Here is an 18,172-nt window from a genome sequence, read left to right on the forward strand (position 1 = left end):
GGTTCCGTCCGATACCGATGCTTTCTACGCTGCACGCGTGCGGAGATACCTGGCGTTTCTGCTGTGGCCCGGTCTGCTTTCCGGCTGCACCGGACCGGCGGACGGGATGACCGGGCTGACGGTCGACGGCGAGGGGAATCTCCGCGTGGTGCTGGCGTGGTGCGGAGATCCGCCCGGCACCGTCGTCGTCTACCACAACGAGAACGAGAGATCGGTCCGGGACGCCGTGTACACGGCGCCGCGCCTGGACGGCTCCACGTCGTCGTTCCGGCTCGACCGGCCGGACAACGGCTGGCAGGCGACCCGCCCACTGGGCGAACTCCACCCCGAAGTGATCTACATGATCTTCGGCCGCTCCGCCGACGACACCCCCGCCACCGCCTCGGTCCACTTCCGGCCGGCCGACACCGAACGCCTGGGCGCGGCTCCGGGACGCATTCAGGTCGACCTCGGCGGACGCGACCTCATGACCGAACGCGACTTCGTCACCGAGGGCGAAGGCCGGTGCTGAGCGGAATCATTCGATACGGTCGCGGAATCGTTTTCGCTGCTGGGAGCAGGTTTCGTTATGGCATGTCGTATCAGTGAACTCGTGCTCAGTTGCCGTGACCCCGAGGTGATGGCGCGGTTCTGGTGTGAGGTCCTCGACTTCGTCGTCCTCGATCGAGAGGACGACGGGTCACTGGAGATCGGCCCACGCGAGGGGTTCGGCGGCCCCCAACCGACGATCATCCTCAGCCGCAGAGATGAGCCGGAGAAGGGAAAATCCCGGCTCCACATCGACGTCAACCCCACCGACCGCGACCAGGACGCCGAACTCGAACGCCTCCTGCGGCTGGGCGCACGCCCTGCGGACATCGGCCAGACGGGCGAGGAACCGTGGCACGTCCTGGCCGACCCGGAAGGCAACGAGTTCTGCCTGCTGAAGCGTCGCATAGACCCGCTTTGACGCTCATCAGCCCACCTCGCTAGGCCGGTGCGAAGGCGCTAGCCGAGAGCGCAGGTCTGGGAGCGCGGACCTGAGAACGCCGGGTCCATGGCCACGGGATGGGCCGGAGGCGAATTGAGGGGGCTCTCGTGGCGAGACTCGAGGGCGTTGGCGTGGCGAGAGTCAGGTGGCGTGTTGAACCTGGTCGGGGCTGCTGATTGCGGGCGATGAAGAGATTGGGGAACGGCGTGGTGGCCAGGCTTGAGCGGGCACCAAGGCGGTATGGACGCCGTGACCCGTCGTGCGACTCCCGATCGAGGGCCCGGGTGGGTCCCGGACCTCGATCGTTCGTCGTTGCGGTGGCCTGAGATCGGTCTCCTCAGGCCACCGGCCCCCGTGGGCTGTTCGTCAGGTCAGCCGCAGTTCGTGCGGCGCTTGCCGCCCTCGGTGCCGGTGATGCGGCCCATCCAGTCGACACACCTGCCCGCCGCCGAGATGTAGATCGGGCCCGCGTAGGAGGTGAAGTAGTCGCCTTCGTACTGGGGCCAGTGGCTGCCGACCGGGTTGAGCCCCAGGCCGGCCTCGATGAGGACCGCGGAGCCGACGCTGTTCCGCTTGGCGACGACGCAGTTCTTCCCCGTCGTGGAGCTGTACGTCAGGAACACCGTCCCCTTGGTCCCGATCGGCGCCGAGTTGACGACCCCGTAACCGGCGCCGCACTCCCCGCCGTACGAGGCGGCCATGGCCGGCTGGGCCGAGGTGAGGGTCGCGGCCAGCACGGCGGTGGCGCAGGCGGCGGTGATGGTGGCCTTCTTGACGAGTTTCATTGGTCCCCTTCCAATGCTTCGATACAGATGCCTTGCGATGGACGCCCGGCGATGCGAGCCAGACCTCCGGCTCCGAACGCGGTTCGACACTGATGCGCGTGCGGACACCGCGCCGCGCGAGTTGACCGGGTGGAGGGTCAGCCGCAGTTGGTGCCCGTGCGGCCGACGCTGGCGGTGCCGATCGTGCCGCCCCAGTCGACGCACGAGCCCGCCGCCGACAGGTAGACCGGGCCGGCGTAGGTGGTGAAGTTGTCGCTCTCCTTCACCCACGTGGTCGTGCCGGTGCGGCGGATGTAGGCCTCCATCAGCGTCGCGGCGCCCGGCTTCTCGCGGATGGTGACGACGCAGTTCTTGCCGGTGGAGGCGTTGTAGGTCAGATAGACCGTCCCGCGCATGTCGGGGAAGTCGCGGACGTTGACGAGGTTGTAGCCGGAGCCGCACTGCCCGCCGTAGAGCGCGGCGGACGCGGGCGTCGCCATGCCCACGACGGCGGCGGCGACGACCGCGGCGGTCGTGAGTCCGAGTGAGGCGACCTTCCTCAGGATGAGCACGACAAAGATCCCTTTCCGTTGAGAGGTCCTTGCCCTTCACGCTGGCACGCCGCCTCCCGCCACTTCCAGCGATCTTCGTCCGATATTTGTCCACTGGACATTGGACAAATAAACCGCAGGTCAGCCCACCCGGACGTCCAGGAAGATCGGACGCTTGTCGGGGAACAGGAGGCGGCCTTCCGCGTCCACCATCTTCCAGAAGATCTTGCATTCGCCGACGGTCTCCGGCGCCTGCACCGGCACCCGGATGTCCACCGACTGCCCCGGCGGCGTGTACGGGATCCCGACCTTCCTGGGCGCGGTGCAGACGGTGTCGTTCACCCGCATGAGGAAACGCCCGTCCCACTCGACCTTGCCGACGTTCTTGATCCGCCACACCTTCTCGAACGTCTCCCCCTTCGCGACCAGGGTCCCGTCGGGCACGGTGATGTCTCCTTCGAAGACCGACTCGTCCAACGGAATGGGCGTCGGCACCGACCTCTCCGGCGGGCGGCCGCTGAACAGGAACACCCCCGCGACGGCCACCGCGACCGCGACAACGGCCACCGCGAGCACCCGCCGCCGCACCCGCCGAGCCGCCGGCACAACACGGACCTCCGCCTCCAAAGAGGGCACCGCGACCCCGGTGAGAACGCCCGCATCCGGCGTGCCACGAACGGGAACATTCCCCTCCGGCAAGGGCGCTGCGAACACATCCGGAACCGCTCCGGCACCGCCCACCGTCAGCCGACCGAGCCCGGTCTCCGCAGGTACCTTCGCGTCCCGAGCCGGATGACCAGCGCCGCCAGGAACCTCGGAGACCGGCGGCGAGGACGCCGCGACTTCGGGGGATGGCGCGAAGCTTGAGAACGACGGCGCGATGCCATCAGAAACTCTGGGAGCCGATGGAGCGCCGCTAGTGAGAGGCAACGCGGATCTGGCGGACGCCCCCGCACCAGGGGATGGCGGCGTCATACGCCCGGCGGGATCGGGATCTGCCACCGTGCTGCCGGCGACTACGGCTTCTGGGACCAGCGACGTGGAGTCGGGAACCATCGCCGCGCCACCGAGGGTGGCGGTCTCCGGGGAGGGTGATGCGGAGCCGGTGGATGCCTCCGCGTTGAGAGGTGGCTGCGTGGGTGCCGACGGCCAGGTGCCGGGGGTGCCGCCTTCTGGAGAAGACGCTGCCGATCTCGCTGCGCCGCCGGGCGTTTGGGTCTCGGGGAAGGACAGGGTGATGGCGGCGAAAGCCTTGCGCCAGCGGGCCTGCCACTCGCGTTCCGTCTCGGCCGGATCCCCGCCCAGCCGGCCCACCGCGAGCACCCGGACGAACTCCCACGTCACCGCCCAGCTCGGTAGCGACTTCCCTTGGGCGGCCGCCGCCAACGACGACTTCGACGCCGCGGCACCCAGGTGGTCGCACATCTCGGCATACGACGGGTCGCCCGCGGCCAGTTTGAGCTGCCACAGCTGGTGGGCGAAGGCCTCGGCCGGGCCCGCGTCGGGGTCGGGGCGGTGGGGTCTGCGTCCACGCCGGTCACCGCGTGCGTCTCTCAAGTGGCCCCCCGCCCCGTTGGATCATCGACTCGGCCGCCGACAATACCCAACACCGCGCTTGACCCGGCGGAGTGAAGAATCGACCTGTGGATAAGCCAGGGAGTTCAGTGCGGGCGCGTTTGTCGGAAATGAGTGACCACGACCTCGCCGATCGTGTGATGGGGGCGCCCGCGCACGACGCGGGGATCGGCGGGCGGTCGGCCACGCTCGACATCGAAGGGACGCCCGTTTTCGTCAAACGGGTCCCGTTGACCGATCTCGAGATGCGGCCCGAGAACGTCAGGTCGACGGCGAATCTGTTCGGGTTGCCCGCCTTCTACCACTACGGGCTCGGTTCGGCGGGGTTCTCGGCGTGGCGGGAGCTGGCCGTTCACGAGATGACGACCGGGTGGGTGCTCGACGGCGGCTACCAGGGGTTTCCGCTGCTCTATCACTGGCGGGTGCTGCCCGACTCGCCTCCCGAGGGGTTCGCCGACGAGTTCGGCGGCATCGACGGGGCGGTCGCGCACTGGAAGGGGTCACCGGCCGTGCGGGGGCGGCTCGAAGCCATCGGCGGGGCGTCGTTCAGCCTGGTGCTGTTTCTGCAGCATGTTCCGTACACGCTGGGAGATTGGCTCGCCGAGCGGCCGCGGCACCTCTGGGCGGAGCGGGAACTCGGGCGGGGGTGTGACGCCATGAGCGCGCGTGGGCTCGTCCATTTCGATGCCCATTTCCGCAATGTCCTTACCGATGGCGAGTCGCTCTATTTCGCCGACTTCGGGCTCGCTCTCAGCACGGAGTTCGATCTCTTGCCCGATGAGAGGGCGTTCCTGGAGGCCCATCTCCGGTATGACCACGACTACACCGCCGTCTGCCTGGTGCGCCAGATCCGCGACACCTGGAACACCTGGGACGCCGACATCCCTGCCGATGTCGCCGCGATCGTCGAACGGCACGCTCAGACGACGCTCACTCTGATGATGGAGGTCTGATGAACGCCCGGATCAGGCTGGCCGCCTCGATCGTGCCCGTCGTGTCCCTTCTCGCGCTCGTCGCGGTGTGGGGGCGGAGCCTGCCGGTGCTCGTCGAGGTGGTGGTCGTGTTGCTGCTGGCCGGGTGCGTGCTGGCGGCCGTGCACCACGCCGAGGTGGTGGCGCATCGGGTGGGGGAGCCGTTCGGGTCGCTGATCCTGGCCGTCGCGGTCACCGTCATCGAGGTCGGGCTGATCGTCACGCTGATGGTCTCGGGCGGTCCGGGGGCCGCCACGCTCGCGCGGGACACCGTCTTCGCCGCGGTGATGATCACCTGTAACGGCATCGTCGGGCTGTCGTTGCTGATCACGGCCCTGCGCAGGGGGACCGCGCCGTTCAATCCCGAGGGGACCGGCGCCGCGCTGGCCACCGTCATCACGCTGGCGACGCTGTCGCTGGTGCTGCCGACGTTCACGACCAGCAACTCCGGTCCGGAGTTCTCGGGGCCGCAGCTCGCCTTCGCCGCCGTGGTGTCCATCGGCCTGTACGTCTTGTTCGTGTTCGTCCAGAACATCCGGCACCGGGACTACTTCCTGCCGGAGGGCGACGACGACGTCCACGCGGACGGGCCCTCGGCGAAGACCGCGCTGACCAGCCTCGGGCTGCTGGTCGTGGCGCTGGTCGCGGTCGTGGGGCTGGCGAAGGTCGAGTCGAAGACCATCGAGGACGCCGTCTCCGGTGCCGGGCTGCCCGCCTCGGTGGTCGGTGTGGTGATCGCGCTGCTGGTGCTGCTGCCCGAGACGCTGGCCGCCGCGAGGAACGCGCGCCGCAACCGGGTGCAGATCAGCCTCAACCTGGCCCTCGGGTCGGCGATGGCCAGCATTGGGCTGACCATTCCGACGATCGCGGTGGCGTCGATCTGGCTGACCGGGCCGCTGACGCTGGGGCTCGGCTCGGTGCACATCGTGCTGCTGGTGCTCACGGCGATCGTCGGGACGCTCACCGTCATGCCGGGACGGGCGACGTTGCTGCAGGCCGGGGTGCATCTCGCGCTGTGCGGAAGCTACCTGTTCCTGGCGGCGGTGCCGTGAGGGGTCAGCGCAGGGCGTCCATGTCGATGACGGTCACCGTGTCGCCCGCGCGGTACCACGTGACCTCGTCGCCGAGCAGGATGCCCTCGGCGTCGTTCATGATCCGCCCCGACCGGCCGCTCGGCACGTCGTAGAGGGCCGAGGCGTCGTCCTCGATCAGGTGGACGACGTGGGAGCCCCACAACCGGCTCGTCGGGCGCCCGGGGAGAGGCCGGGTGAGCGTGCCGTCGCGGCGCCACACCTCCCGCAGGTCGGCGCACCATTCCGGGCCGCAGCCGAACCAGACGGTCCGGCCGCGCGGGAGGGGCGCGGTCGAGCGGGTGCCGTCGCGGAGGTCGAGCAGCCGGTCGGGTGCCCGGAGAGCCCACGGCCACTCCATCAGCACGTAGCCGGCCGAATCGGGCACCCTGTCGATCGGCCCACCGGTCAGCGCGACGCTCTGGACGCCCTCGTCCAGCGTCGACCAGAACACCGCGCCCCCGGCGATCACGAGACCGGTCGTCGAGACCGGCGAGACCCCGGCGTCGGCCAGGCGCCGGGGCTCGCCGCCGGTCAGCGGCGCCGACCAGAGCGCGCCGCCCGACCACCAGGCGGCGTATCCGCCGCCCGCGACCAGATTCGTCGTGTACGTGTTCACGGTCGCCACCACATTGAAGGCGCGCGTGGCCAGGTCGTACCGGAGGATCGTCTCCTGCTCGCCCTTGCCGACGACCGAGCCGTCGGCGACGTCGGCGGGGGTGAACGTGAGACCGGCGGGCCCCTCGGCCGGGATCTCGTGGACGGCCTCCGGCCACACCTGATCGATGGGGGCGAGTGGAGGTGAGACGGCGGGGAGGGGCTGGGGCGCGAGGCCGCGTACACCGAGCAGGAGGCCGGTCGCCACGACGGCGAGGCAGGCCGCGACGGCGAGGGGCGCGCGCCAGCGGACCAGCCACGACCGGCGCGGTTCGGGCAGCGGGTGGAGGAGGCCGTCGTCGGCGACGGTGGCGGCCCGCGTCGTGAGGGCGTCTCGGAGGAGGTCTTCGATGGGGCTCATGGCGACGCCTTCAGTTCGCGTTCCAGGCGGATCAGCGCCCGCATGACCGTGGACCGGACCGTGCTCGGCTGGAGGCCGGTCACCTCGGCGATCTCGCCGTCGGACAGGTCGAGGTAGTAGCGCAGCACCAGCGTCTCCCGCTGCCGGGCGGGCAGCCGGTTGAGGGCGGTCAGCACCTCCTGCCGGGTCTCGCCCAGCAGCACGGCGGCTTCCGCCGACTCCTCCGGGATGAGCGCCGCGGGTGGTTTCTGGAACGCCACCCTGCGGCGCCGCAGCGCGGAGCGCGCCCCGTTGAGCACGCTGGTTCGGACATAGGCCAAGGTCAGCACGCCCGGCCTGCTCCCGTGCAGCCGGGCGAAGACGTCTTGGACGACGTCCTCCGCGGTCTCCCGGTCGCCGACCAGCAGCAGCGCCAGCCGGATCAGGTCGAGCCGGTTCTCGCGATAGAGGGTGACCAGAACTTCGGGCGGCGGCACGAAGTCCCGAAGCATGTCACCCGTCATGTCTATAGAACGCGCGACCCCCGCGATCCGCTGCTCGGGTCAGCCCAATCCGGCGTACTGCCTCGGGCGGAGGGCCTGGGTGCGCAGCGCCGACAGGGCCGCGGCCTGGCCGACCGGGGTGAGCTGCCAGGTCGAGCGCCAGTCGCAGGAGACCCGCAGGTCGAGGGCGTCGAGACGCCGCTGGAACTCGCCCATCGGGCCGCCCAGGTCGCGGGCGCTCACCTGGGCTCCGGCGGCCGAGCGCCAGCCCTCGCCGTTGACCACTTCGGCGACGCGTTCGCACAGGTCGGGATAGGTGTATTCGGCGCCGTCGGCCAGCAGCATCAGGGCCGACTCGCGGATGGAGATCTCGAAGTCGTGTTCGCCCTTGGCGGGGGTGAGCAGGGCCGAGGTGGCGGCGGTCCAGAGGATCTCGGGGTTGTCGGCGAGCCTGCGGCCCGCAGGGGTCAGCACGAGTTTGCGGCCGGTGCGCCGCACCGCCTTCAGGTCGGTCATGACGATCTCGCGGAGCATCGTCAGGGTCGGCACGTCGGCCTCGCCCCGGACGGTGCCCGAGCTCAGCGTGTCCCAGCCGAAGAGTTCGACCGACTCGATCACCAGCGCGCGGGACACGTTGAACTTCTGGGTCAGCGGCACGCCGCCCGTCTCGGCCCAGTCGAGCAGCCACCACAGCGACGCCAGGTGAGGCTCGTCGGGCGGGGCGACGGGCGCGTGCAGGCGCACCTCGAACGGCTGCGCGAGCTCCCGGCGGGGGCGGCCCCGGCCGAGGACCCAGCGGTTGAGGCGTTCGCCGTGGACGCGGTGGAGCCAGCAGTCGCCGCCGAGTTCGGGGCGGGGGCTGGTCAGCCAGCGGCGGGTGAGGTCGAGGCGGCCCTTGGCGAAGGCCTTGTCGGCCGGTTGGGGGAGCTCGCCGGACACGAGGGCGAGCTCCAGCGCGGCCGCGCAGGCCACGTGGGCGCCCAGTTCCTCCGGACCCATGATGGAGCTCCAGCTGAGCTCCGGGACGTCGGGAGGCAGGACTCCGGTCGTCTCCACGGCGTCCTGGTAGGCGGCGGTGCCGGCCTCCTCGCCGTCGCGGGCGTAGACGCGCAGGATCCTGGTCGTGGTCGGTGAGTCGCACAGGGCGGCGTAGCGCTCCATGCCGCCCAGCTCGAACAGCCGGCCGAGCGCGTGGGCGATGCCCTGCCGGTCGCCCGTCACCTTGATCGGGAGGGCGTACCAGAGGAACTCGCAGACGTCGAGCTGGCTGATCGTCTCCAGCGCCTCGCCGCCGGTGAGCCACTCAACGGCGACTCGAGCCGAGTCGGCGACATCCGGCTCGGCTCGCTCCAGCTCGGCCAGGAGGGCCGCCACGTCAGGTGCGGGCATGACCCGCAGTCTGCCGTATGGCACCCACCGTTGACGACGACCGAGAGACACTCGGGACCACCCCCCTAGTGACTCACGATACGGACCCGCCCGCCAGAGGTCAGATCCAGCCCTTCTTGTACAACATCCGGTCATACCAGTCTTGGTACGGAAGAAGTTCCGCCGACAGCACCGGATAGAGCCACCAGAAGTTCACCAGCGCCAGCAGAGCGAACACGCCCACCGCGATCGCGCCGGTCCGGCGGCGCTGCAACGGCGCGGTGGCCGGGCCGATGAGCAGGCCCGCCGCCAGTGCGATGGCCAAGATCATGAACGGGACCATCGGGATGGCGTAGAAGAGGAACATCGTGCGGTTGTCGGCCCAGGCGAAGTAGAACCAGGGCAGCCAGCCCGCCGCGTAGCCCAGCAGCACGGCCCCGGCCCGCCAGTCGCGGGTGGCGACGTACCAGGCGATCATCGCGATCAGAGCGGCCAGACCGGCGTACCAGATGATCGGGGTGCCGGTGCCGAGCACCGCCTGCGAGCAACTGTCGGCGTCGCAGCCCGACGGCGACTCGTAGAAGAACGCGACAGGGCGGGTGAGCAGCGGCCACTGCCACGGTTGCGACTGGTAGGGGTGGGTGGTCTCCAGGCCGGTGTGGAACGACAGGATCTGGGTCTGGTAGTCGACCCACGACCGGATCGAACTGAACACCCAGTTCGGCCAGCCGCTCGACGTCGCCTCGGCCCAGTTGCGGCCGTAGCCCCGGTCACTCGCGAACCAGCCGGCGAACGAGGCGACGTACACGACCAGGGACATGATCGCGACCCAGGCGAACGCGAGCGGGACGTCGAGCCGGAGCGTCGCCAGCACCGGGCGGCGCAGGCCGACCGCGCGGCGGGCGCCGAGGTCCCACAGGGCCGTCATGATGCCGAACGCGGCGATGAACAGGATGCCGGTCCACTTGGTGGCCAGTGCGGCGCCCAGGCACAGGCCCGCCGCCAGCCGCCACGGGCGCAGCCCGAGCCGGGGGCCCAGGTCGCCGATCGGCGAGTTCTCGTACCAGTCGGCCAGCCGTTCGCGGGACTTGTCGCGGTCGACGACCAGGCAGGCGAACCCGGCCAGCAGCCAGAACATCAGGAAGATGTCGAGCAGGGCGGTGCGCGACAGCACGAAGTGGAGGCCGTCGACCGCCAGCAGGAACCCGGCCAGGCAGCCCAGCAGGGTCGAGCGGGTCATCCGGCGGGCCAGCCGGGCCAGCAGGAAGATCGAGATCGTGCCGAGCAGCGCCGCGGCGAACCGCCAGCCGAACGGGTTCAGCCCGAACATCCACTCGCCCAGGCCGATCATCCACTTGCCCAGCGGCGGGTGGACGACATAGGAGGCGCAGTCGGAGATGTTCTGACAGGTCTTGAAGATGTTGTCGTTCCCGCTCAACATCGCCTGGTTGGCCGCGTCGCCGTCGAGGAACTGGGTCTCGACGCCGTATTTCAGGGTCGACCAGGCGTCTTTGGCGTAGTAGGTCTCGTCGAAGACCACCGCCTTCGGCACCTCGAGGCGGTCGAACCGCAGGAACCCGCCGAAGATGGCGATGATGAGGGGGCCGAGCCAGGCCCACAGCCCATCGGCCGGCATCGGCGGCACCAGCCGCTCGCGCACCGAGAGCTCACGCTCCTTGGGATCGGGCTGTTCGGGCGCCTTGTCAGCGAAATCGGTCACGGCCACGCCGACACATTACTGGCGACACGCCGTCACGAACACGACGAACACCCCGATTCCCCGCGCCGCAGCGCGCCGGTTTCTGGACTGACGGAGCGCCGGGAGCGCAGCGACCAGAGCGGAGGAGGGAAGAAGCCGGATTTGAGCGCGAGGACCGCCGTGCCGGAGGCGCGGCAGAAAAACAGGGCGTGTGAACCTTTCATACTGAGGGGGTGACGGAATTCGGAACCCTCGTGCTGGCCGGTGCTCCCATCGGGCAGGCGGGTGACGCCTCGCCGCGGCTGCGGGCCGCTCTGGAGAGCGCCGACGTGATCGCCGCCGAGGACACCCGGCGGCTGCGGCGGCTCGCCCACGACATCGAGGCCGAGATCACCGGGCGTGTCGTCTCCTACTACGAGCAGAACGAGATCGCGCGGGCCAAGGAACTGCTCGGTCACCTGCTCGACGGCCAGAAGGTGCTGGTCATCACCGATGCGGGCATGCCGGGCGTGTCCGACCCCGGCTACCGCCTGACCAGACTCGCGGTCGACGCCGGGGTGCGGGTGACCGCGCTCGCCGGTCCGTCCGCCGTCACGACCGCGCTCGCCATCTCGGGGCTGCCCAGCGACCGGTTCTGCTTCGAGGGGTTCCTGCCCCGCAAGGCCGGTGACCGGTCGCGGCGGCTGGAGAAGCTGGCCGACGAGGAGCGCACGATGGTGTTCTTCGAGGCGCCCCACCGGCTGGAGGCCGCGCTGCTGGCGATGGCCGAGGCGTTCGGCGGCGACCGCGAGGCCGCGGTGTGCCGCGAGCTCACCAAGACCTATGAAGAGGTGCGGCGCGGCGGCCTGGCCGAACTCGCCGCGTGGGCTCCCGGCGCCAAGGGCGAGATCACGATCGTGATCACCGGGGCGGTTCCGCGCGAGATCTCTGTGGACGATCTTCTCGGCGAGGTCGCCAGGTTGGAGGCGACCGGGGTGACCCGCAAGCAGGCCATCGCCGACGTGGCGAAGGATGCCGGTGTGTCCAAGCGAGACCTCTACAACGCGGTCCACTCCGGCGGGTGAGAAGCCGCTCTTATGAGGCGACGGGTTCGGCCGCGACCGGGTCTTCTGCGCGCCTCTTCGGGAGCCGCGCGTTCCGCAGGGTGATCGCCGCCGCCAGGCAGGCCAGCGGGACCGCCGGGAGCAGGTAGCGGTAGTCGAACTCGGCGGTGGCCGCCGGGGCCAGCACCAGCCCGACCGCGCCGAGCCACGGCAGCAGCACCGGACCGCCCAGAGTCCGCCAGCGCTGGACGACACCCACCAGGCCCACCAGCAGCAGCAACCCGAGGATCGTGCCGGGCAGCCGGACCACCGACTGGTAGCTCACCATGAAGGTCGAGAACGGCGCCGCCTTCACCGTGGCGGCCTCGCCGTTTTCGAAACGCGTGGCGTCGCCGTTGGTGGTGCCCCGGTAGGAGCTCCATTGGGGGAGCTTGGTGGTGGTGTTGTTGCTGAATTCGTACAGGCCGAAGGTTTTGGCGTCGGGGAAGACGGGGCGGCCCCACTGGAAGGCGCGGAAGAAGTCCTTCGCGACGGCGCCCAGGTAGTCGACCGGCTGGGTCATGATCGCGCGCTTGGCGAACTCGCTCGCGATGCGGTTGGTCTCGGCGTCGAACTTGCGGCCCGCGCCGAAGACGTGGAGCTGGTTCTCGTTGTCCCACCACAGGTAGGCCTGCGCCGACTTCTCGCGCTTGCCGACCGGCGTGTTGATGCACAGCAGCGCCAGGTCGAGGTCTTCGCGCGGGTCGAGGCCCATCTTGCCGCAGTCGGCGAACAGCGCCGTGCGCATGTAGAGGATCACGCCGTCGCTCTGGGTCATCGCGAACGGGCCGTTGACCGCCGCGAACCAGCCCATGTAGCCGACGACCGGGATCGCGCACGTCGTGAGCATCGCCGCGATCGGCTTCCAGCCGACCCGCTTGATCAGCATGAACGCCACCACGAGCGCCAGGATCGGCAGCCCGATGCTGCGGGTCAGCGCGGTCAGCGCGAGCAGGCCGCCGACCGCCGCGCCCACCTTCCACGTCATCGACCGGTGCCAGAGCACCAGCGTGATCACCCCGGTGACCAGCAGGATGAACATGGCGTCGCTCATGATCAGCGTTTCGAGCTGGATCTGGTAGGCGTCGAACAGCACCGGGACGGTGGCCAGAGCCGCCGCCCACCCCGCCATGGCGAACCTTTTGACCAGCAGCGCATAGATCAACCCGGCCGTTGCCAGGCCCATCAGGTGTTGCGTGAAGACAACCAAGGTGAAGCTGTGAAAAGGTCGGAGCAGCAGCAGCCAGAAGGCATAGCCATCCGGTCTGATCGGATGGGGCCTCGGGTGGAGCGCGACCGACACGTAGTCGTAGGAGTCGTTGAACCACATCGCCGGGCCGAAGCCGAGCATCGTGACGAGCCGCAGGAGCGCGCCGGCCGCGAGCGCGGCGGCGAACCAGCGATGATTGCGCAGCGTGACGACGAGACGCTCCTTCCAGGTGACCTGGGGGGCGCCTGTGACGGCGGGTTCCGCGACCGCGACCATGGTTACAGAATGCCAGGGGTTTTCGGGACTTGACCCGCCCCCCATGGGGCAGACGGCATCATGGTCTGATTCATGACCGGCGATCACAGGTGTAAACGGCAGGGGTAACGAACGTGGAACTGACAGTGGTCATGCCGTGCCTCAACGAGGCGGAGACCGTGGAGGTGTGCGTCCGCAAGGCCCTGGCCTGCATGCACGAAAACGGGATCGACGGCGAAGTGGTGATCGCCGACAACGGCAGCACCGACGGCTCGCAGCAATTGGCCCGTGACGCGGGCGCCCGAGTGGTCCACATCGACCAGAAGGGCTACGGCAACGCCCTGATCGGCGGCATCCGCGCCGCGCGCGGCAAATACGTGATCATGGGCGACGCCGACGACTCCTACGACTTCACCAACCTCATGCCCTTCGTCGAGGAGCTCCGCAAGGGCGGCGAACTGGTGATGGGCAACCGCTTCCGGGGCGGCATCGCCCCCGGCGCGATGCCCCCGCTCCACCGCTACCTGGGCAACCCGGTGCTGTCGTTCGTGGGCCGCCTGTTCTTCCCGAGCGCGATCCAGGACTTCCACTGCGGCCTGCGCGGGTTCCGTCGCGACTCGATCCTGCGGCTGGGCCTCCAGACCGGCGGCATGGAGTTCGCCTCCGAGATGGTCGTCAAGGCCACCCTCCAGGGCCTCGACGTGCGCGAGGTCCCGACGACCCTGGCCCCCGACGGCCGCTCCCGCCCGCCGCACCTGCGCTCTTGGCGCGACGGCTGGCGCCACCTGCGCTTCCTGCTCCTCTACAGCCCTCGCTGGCTGTTCTTCATCCCCGGCCTGGCCCTGATGATCTTCGGTCTGGTCGCCGGTACGGCTCTGACGTTCGGCGCCGTCCACATCGGCCAGCTCGCCTTCGACGTCGACACCCTCGTGGGAGCGTCGGCGATGGTGGTGATCGGCTTCCAAGCGGTGCTGTTCGCCCTGTTCACGAAGGTGTACGCGGCAGAAGAGGGCTTCCTGCCAGAGTCGCCGCGCATCAAGAAGCTGATCGACATCGTGACCCTGGAGCGCGGCCTGATCATCGGCGGCCTGCTGGCCGTCGCCGGTCTGGTCGGCCTGGTGGCCTCACTGGCCCACTGGGGCGACCGGGGCTTCGGCCCGCTGATCCCGGCCGAGTCACTGCGCCTGGTCGTCCCGTCGGCGACCGCCTTCATCATGAGCTTCCAGACGATCTTCGCCTCGCTGTTCATCTCGATCCTGGGCATCCGCCGCTCCCGCGAGACCCCTGCCGACATCGCGGCCTCCGCCGCCGAGGAAGCGGCCGAGGCGGTCAATAAGCAGCCGACGTTGTAGTCGGATGCCTCTAGGCTTGAGGCATGTCTCAGCACATCTTGACCGCCGTCGCGTGGCCCTACGCCAACGGGCCACGCCACATCGGGCACGTCTCCGGGTTCGGCGTGCCGTCCGACGTCTTCAGCCGCTACCAGCGGATGGCGGGCAACAAGGTGCTGATGGTCTCCGGCACCGACGAGCACGGCACGCCGATCCAGGTCCAGGCCGACAAGGAGGGCGTCACCGCCCGGGAGCTCGCCGACCGTTACAACCGGGTCATCGCCGAAGACCTGACGGCCCTCGGTCTCTCCTACGACCTGTTCACCCGCACGACCACGCTCAACCACTACGCCGTCGCCCAGGAGATCTTCCTCGGGCTGCACAAGAACGGCTACATCTTCCCGAAGACCACGATGGGCGCGGTCTCCCCGTCGACGGGGCGCACTCTTCCCGACCGCTACATCGAGGGCACCTGCCCCATCTGCGGTTACGACGGCGCGCGGGGCGACCAGTGCGACAACTGCGGCAACCAGCTCGACCCGATCGAGCTGATCAACCCCAAGTCGAAGATCAACGGCGAGACGCCGAAGTTCATCGAGACCGAGCACTTCATGCTCGACCTCCCGGCCTTCGCCGACGCGCTCGGCACCTGGCTGCAGGGCAAGCAGGGCGAGTGGCGGCCCAACGTGCTGAAGTTCTCGCTCAACCTGCTGGGCGACCTGCAGCCCCGGGCGATCAGCCGTGACCTCGACTGGGGTGTGCCGATCCCGCTCGACGGGTGGAGCGACCGCAACGACAAGCGCCTCTACGTCTGGTTCGACGCGGTCATCGGCTATCTGAGCGCCTCGATCGAGTGGGCCCGCCGGTCGGGCGACCCCGACGCGTGGCGCGCCTGGTGGCAGAACCCCGACGCCCGTGGTTACTACTTCATGGGCAAGGACAACATCGTCTTCCACTCCGAGATCTGGCCGGCGATGCTGCTCGGCTACAACGGAGAGGGTGCCCGCGACGGCTCCGCCGGGTCGCTGGGGCGGCTCGACCTGCCGTCCGAGGTGGTGTCGAGTGAGTTCCTGACCATGGAGGGGCGCAAGTTCTCCTCCTCGCGGTCGGTCGTGATCTACGTACGCGACTTCCTTGAGCGCTACTCCGCCGACGCGCTGCGCTACTACATCTCGGTCGCCGGGCCGGAGAACCAGGACACCGACTTCACCTGGTCGGAGTTCCTCAACCGGAACAACGGCGAGCTGGTCGCGGCCTGGGGCAACCTGGTCAACCGGTCGATCTCGATGGCCTCGAAGAACTTCGGCCGGGTCCCCGACGCGGTCGACCTGACCGACGCCGACCGGGCCCTTCTTGAGCGGTCGAAGTCGGCCTTCCCGGCGGTCGGCGCCGAGCTGGGGCGGTCGCGGTTCAAGAACGCGGTGACCGAGGCGTTCGACGTCGTCCGCGACGCCAACCGCTACCTCGCCGAGCAGGAGCCCTGGAAGATCAAGGACGACGACGTGCGCCAGGGCACGATCCTGCACGTCGCGCTCCAGGTGGTCGACGACGCCAAGACGCTGCTCACGCCGTTCCTGCCCACGTCGTCCAACAAGATCCACGAGATGCTCGGCGGCCAGGGGGTCTGGACGGGCATGCCGGAGATCCGCGAGGTCGACGAGCAGGGCGGCCGGTCCTACCCGGTGATCACCGGCGACTACAACGACTCCGCGCGCTGGGAGCACAAGCCCATCCAGGCGGGCACCCCGCTGGCGCCGCCGAAGCCGCTGTTCGCCAAGCTCGACCCGAAGATCGTCGATGAGGAACTGGCTCGGCTGGAAGACAAGTGATGTCCGTTCTGCTGCCCGAGGCGCTCGGCGCCGAGGTGTTCGACAGCCACTGCCACCTCGACATCATGGTCGGGGAGCGCAAGGCGTCGTCGGGTGACCCCGTCGCCCTGGCCGCCGAGGCGGCCGGGGCGAGCGTGGATCGCATCGTCGACGAGGCCCGGTCGGTCGGGGTGACCCGCCTGGTCACGATCGGCTACGACCTGCGCAGTTCCGAGTGGGGCGCCGAGATCGCCCGCGACCACGAGAGTGTCTTCGCGGGCGTGGCGATCCACCCCAACGAGGCCCACGCGGCGACGCCCGAGGTGCTCGGCCAGATCGAGGCCCTGGCCCGTTTGGATCATGTACGGGCCGTCGGAGAGACCGGGCTCGACTTCTTCCGCGACTGGGCCTCTGTCGAAGATCAACAGGCTTCGTTCCGGGCGCACATCGAGATCGCCAAGCGCACCGGCAAGGCGCTGGTCATCCACGACCGCGACGCCCACGACGCGGTTCTCGACGTCCTCGCCTCCGAGGGCGCCCCCGACGTGGTCGTCTTCCACAGCTACTCGGGCGACGCCGACATGGCCAAGCGCTGCGTCGAGGCCGGTTACTACATGTCGTTCTCCGGCCCCGTCACCTACAAGAACGCCGCCTACCTGCGCGAAGCCGCGAAGGTCGCGCCGCCGTCGCTGATCCTGGTCGAGACCGACGCGCCCTATCTGCCGCCGACCCCCCACCGGGGCAAGCCCAACGCGCCCTATCTGATCCCGCTGACGCTGCGCTGCCTGGCCGAAGTGAAGGACATGGCGCCCGAGGCGCTGGCCGAGATCATTAACGCGAACGGTCCGCGCGTTTTCGGTGATTGGTAATGCAATGTCACGGTACGGTGTGAGTTGACCATGGCGCTTCCGGAAGGACGCATCCGTGTATTCCCCGACATTGGAGAGTCCCGCGCAGACGGGCGGCCAATTGTCGGGCTGGGAACACCCGGTCGAGAAACCCGCTGAGGCGCCGTCCCGTTTGATGGCTTTCGTCGGTCCGTGGCTGGCGGTGCTCTGCGCCGCCGCGCTGGGGGTGTCGGTCGGAGTGGTGACGGGCCTGGGGCTCGCGCGCGGGATCACCCTCGACGTCGACGGGAAGCTGACCACCCACCGGTCGTTCGCGACCGACGTGCGCGGAGCGCTGGAAAGCGCCGGGGTGCCCTACGACGGGCGCGACATGGTGTCCCCGCCGCCGCCGACCGACATCGACGACGGCATGACGATCGTGGTCCGCCACGCCCGCCCGCTGACGTTGAACCTCGACGGTACCGAGAGCACCCATATGACGGTGGCTCTGAACGTCCAGGACGCTCTCGAAGAGCTCAAGATGAACCCGAGCAAGCTGCAGCTGTCGACCAACCGGCTCAAGCAGATCCCGGTCGAGGGCTTCGAACTCAGCGTCCGCACCCAGCGCAACGTGACGATCGTGGCCGGCAGCATGCGCATCGCCACGACGACCGTCGGCCGGACCGTCGCCGAGGTGCTGGAAGAAGCGAACATCGAACTGGGCGAGGGCGACCGGGTCTCGCCCGGCCTGTCGACCTTCCCGCCCGAAGACACGGTCATTCGGGTGAAGCCCGGCCTGCCGCCCCACACGATCCCGATCTCGGCCGACGTGGCGGCACTGAACTGGGACGCGCTGGCCCGCTGCGAGTCGGGCGGCGACGTCGACAAGGCACCGGGCGGCCTCTACCGCTTCGGCCTGACCATGTGGCGCGCCGTCGGCGGCGAGAAACGCCCGACCGACTGGCCGAAGGCCGAGCAGACCTACCGCGCGCAACTGCTCTTCCAGCGCCTGGCGGGCGACTGGAAACGCGCCTGGCCGAAGTGCGGCGACCTGCTCTAGGCATCTTGCCTGGCCGGTGCTTGGCCCGGGCGCGACCGCCCTGGGAACGCGCCTGACTGGGCTCTGCCGGGCGGACTCGATGTGCGGTCTGTCGATCGTGGTCGTTGGTGCCGAGAGCAGCCGGGATTGCT

General features: G+C 69.4%; 17 protein-coding genes. 9 read left to right on the plus strand and 8 right to left on the minus strand.

The window, feature by feature from the left end:
• Nucleotides 1–37: 37 nt before the first annotated feature.
• Nucleotides 38–511, plus strand: a complete 474-nt coding sequence (locus ACYQ78_RS21415) for a hypothetical protein (protein ID WP_459802646.1) — start codon at nucleotides 38–40, stop codon at nucleotides 509–511.
• A gap of 57 nt (nucleotides 512–568) precedes the next feature.
• Nucleotides 569–949: a VOC family protein gene (locus ACYQ78_RS21420; protein WP_459802647.1), complete on the plus strand. Its 381-nt coding sequence runs from the start codon at nucleotides 569–571 to the stop codon at nucleotides 947–949.
• Nucleotides 950–1,341: 392 nt separating this feature from the next.
• Here ACYQ78_RS21420 and ACYQ78_RS21425 read toward each other — a convergent pair whose 3' ends face one another.
• The 3 genes from ACYQ78_RS21425 to ACYQ78_RS21435 form a co-directional block, all read right to left on the minus strand.
• Complete coding sequence (locus ACYQ78_RS21425) at nucleotides 1,342–1,755, minus strand: spore-associated protein A (RefSeq protein WP_459802648.1); 414 nt, start codon at nucleotides 1,753–1,755, stop codon at nucleotides 1,342–1,344.
• Between the two features lie 137 nt (nucleotides 1,756–1,892).
• Nucleotides 1,893–2,306: a spore-associated protein A gene (locus ACYQ78_RS21430; protein WP_459802649.1), complete on the minus strand. Its 414-nt coding sequence runs from the start codon at nucleotides 2,304–2,306 to the stop codon at nucleotides 1,893–1,895.
• A 120-nt stretch (nucleotides 2,307–2,426) separates the two neighbouring features.
• On the minus strand, nucleotides 2,427–3,842 hold the full coding sequence (locus tag ACYQ78_RS21435; protein ID WP_459802650.1) for an NBR1-Ig-like domain-containing protein: 1,416 nt from the start codon (nucleotides 3,840–3,842) through the stop codon (nucleotides 2,427–2,429).
• A 128-nt stretch (nucleotides 3,843–3,970) separates the two neighbouring features.
• Between ACYQ78_RS21435 and ACYQ78_RS21440 the strand changes: the two genes are divergently transcribed.
• A complete protein-coding gene (locus tag ACYQ78_RS21440; protein ID WP_459802651.1) occupies nucleotides 3,971–4,813 on the plus strand; it encodes a BUD32 family EKC/KEOPS complex subunit in 843 nt (280 codons plus the stop codon).
• Nucleotides 4,813–5,883, plus strand: coding sequence for a calcium:cation antiporter (locus ACYQ78_RS21445; protein WP_459802652.1), 1,071 nt, complete (start codon nucleotides 4,813–4,815; stop codon nucleotides 5,881–5,883). The genes ACYQ78_RS21440 and ACYQ78_RS21445 overlap by 1 nt, the downstream gene beginning before the upstream one ends.
• Before the next feature lie 4 nt (nucleotides 5,884–5,887).
• Here ACYQ78_RS21445 and ACYQ78_RS21450 read toward each other — a convergent pair whose 3' ends face one another.
• The 4 genes from ACYQ78_RS21450 to ACYQ78_RS21465 all read right to left on the minus strand — a co-directional run bounded on the left by ACYQ78_RS21450 (nucleotide 5,888) and on the right by ACYQ78_RS21465 (nucleotide 10,495).
• The gene (locus tag ACYQ78_RS21450) at nucleotides 5,888–6,919 is read right to left on the minus strand and encodes a hypothetical protein (RefSeq protein ID WP_459802653.1); all 1,032 of its coding nucleotides are present in this window, start codon (nucleotides 6,917–6,919) and stop codon (nucleotides 5,888–5,890) included.
• A complete protein-coding gene (locus tag ACYQ78_RS21455) occupies nucleotides 6,916–7,410 on the minus strand; it encodes a sigma-70 family RNA polymerase sigma factor (RefSeq protein WP_459802654.1) in 495 nt (164 codons plus the stop codon). Before ACYQ78_RS21455 ends, ACYQ78_RS21450 begins: the two co-directional genes overlap by 4 nt.
• A gap of 51 nt (nucleotides 7,411–7,461) precedes the next feature.
• Nucleotides 7,462–8,790, minus strand: a complete 1,329-nt coding sequence (locus tag ACYQ78_RS21460; protein WP_459802655.1) for a hypothetical protein — start codon at nucleotides 8,788–8,790, stop codon at nucleotides 7,462–7,464.
• 100 nt (nucleotides 8,791–8,890) lie between these two features.
• On the minus strand, nucleotides 8,891–10,495 hold the full coding sequence (locus ACYQ78_RS21465) for a dolichyl-phosphate-mannose--protein mannosyltransferase (RefSeq protein WP_459802656.1): 1,605 nt from the start codon (nucleotides 10,493–10,495) through the stop codon (nucleotides 8,891–8,893).
• Between the two features lie 206 nt (nucleotides 10,496–10,701).
• Here ACYQ78_RS21465 and rsmI point away from each other — a divergent pair, with 206 nt between their 5' ends.
• Nucleotides 10,702–11,532: a 16S rRNA (cytidine(1402)-2'-O)-methyltransferase gene (gene rsmI, locus ACYQ78_RS21470; protein WP_459802657.1), complete on the plus strand. Its 831-nt coding sequence runs from the start codon at nucleotides 10,702–10,704 to the stop codon at nucleotides 11,530–11,532.
• Nucleotides 11,533–11,542: 10 nt separating this feature from the next.
• Here rsmI and ACYQ78_RS21475 read toward each other — a convergent pair whose 3' ends face one another.
• Nucleotides 11,543–13,036, minus strand: coding sequence for a hypothetical protein (locus tag ACYQ78_RS21475; RefSeq protein WP_459802658.1), 1,494 nt, complete (start codon nucleotides 13,034–13,036; stop codon nucleotides 11,543–11,545).
• Nucleotides 13,037–13,149: 113 nt separating this feature from the next.
• Between ACYQ78_RS21475 and ACYQ78_RS21480 the strand changes: the two genes are divergently transcribed.
• From ACYQ78_RS21480 to ACYQ78_RS21495, 4 genes are all read left to right on the plus strand, one after another.
• Nucleotides 13,150–14,367 (plus strand): glycosyltransferase family 2 protein, encoded by a 1,218-nt coding sequence (locus tag ACYQ78_RS21480; RefSeq protein ID WP_459802659.1) that lies wholly within the window; start codon nucleotides 13,150–13,152, stop codon nucleotides 14,365–14,367.
• Between the two features lie 23 nt (nucleotides 14,368–14,390).
• Nucleotides 14,391–16,175, plus strand: a complete 1,785-nt coding sequence (metG, locus tag ACYQ78_RS21485; protein ID WP_459802660.1) for a methionine--tRNA ligase — start codon at nucleotides 14,391–14,393, stop codon at nucleotides 16,173–16,175.
• Nucleotides 16,175–17,023, plus strand: coding sequence for a TatD family hydrolase (locus tag ACYQ78_RS21490; RefSeq protein ID WP_459802661.1), 849 nt, complete (start codon nucleotides 16,175–16,177; stop codon nucleotides 17,021–17,023). The genes metG and ACYQ78_RS21490 overlap by 1 nt, the downstream gene beginning before the upstream one ends.
• Before the next feature lie 154 nt (nucleotides 17,024–17,177).
• Nucleotides 17,178–18,041 (plus strand): resuscitation-promoting factor, encoded by an 864-nt coding sequence (locus ACYQ78_RS21495; RefSeq protein ID WP_459802662.1) that lies wholly within the window; start codon nucleotides 17,178–17,180, stop codon nucleotides 18,039–18,041.
• The last annotated feature ends 131 nt before the right edge of the window (nucleotides 18,042–18,172 follow it).

Source organism: Herbidospora sp. RD11066 (genome assembly GCF_054661255.1).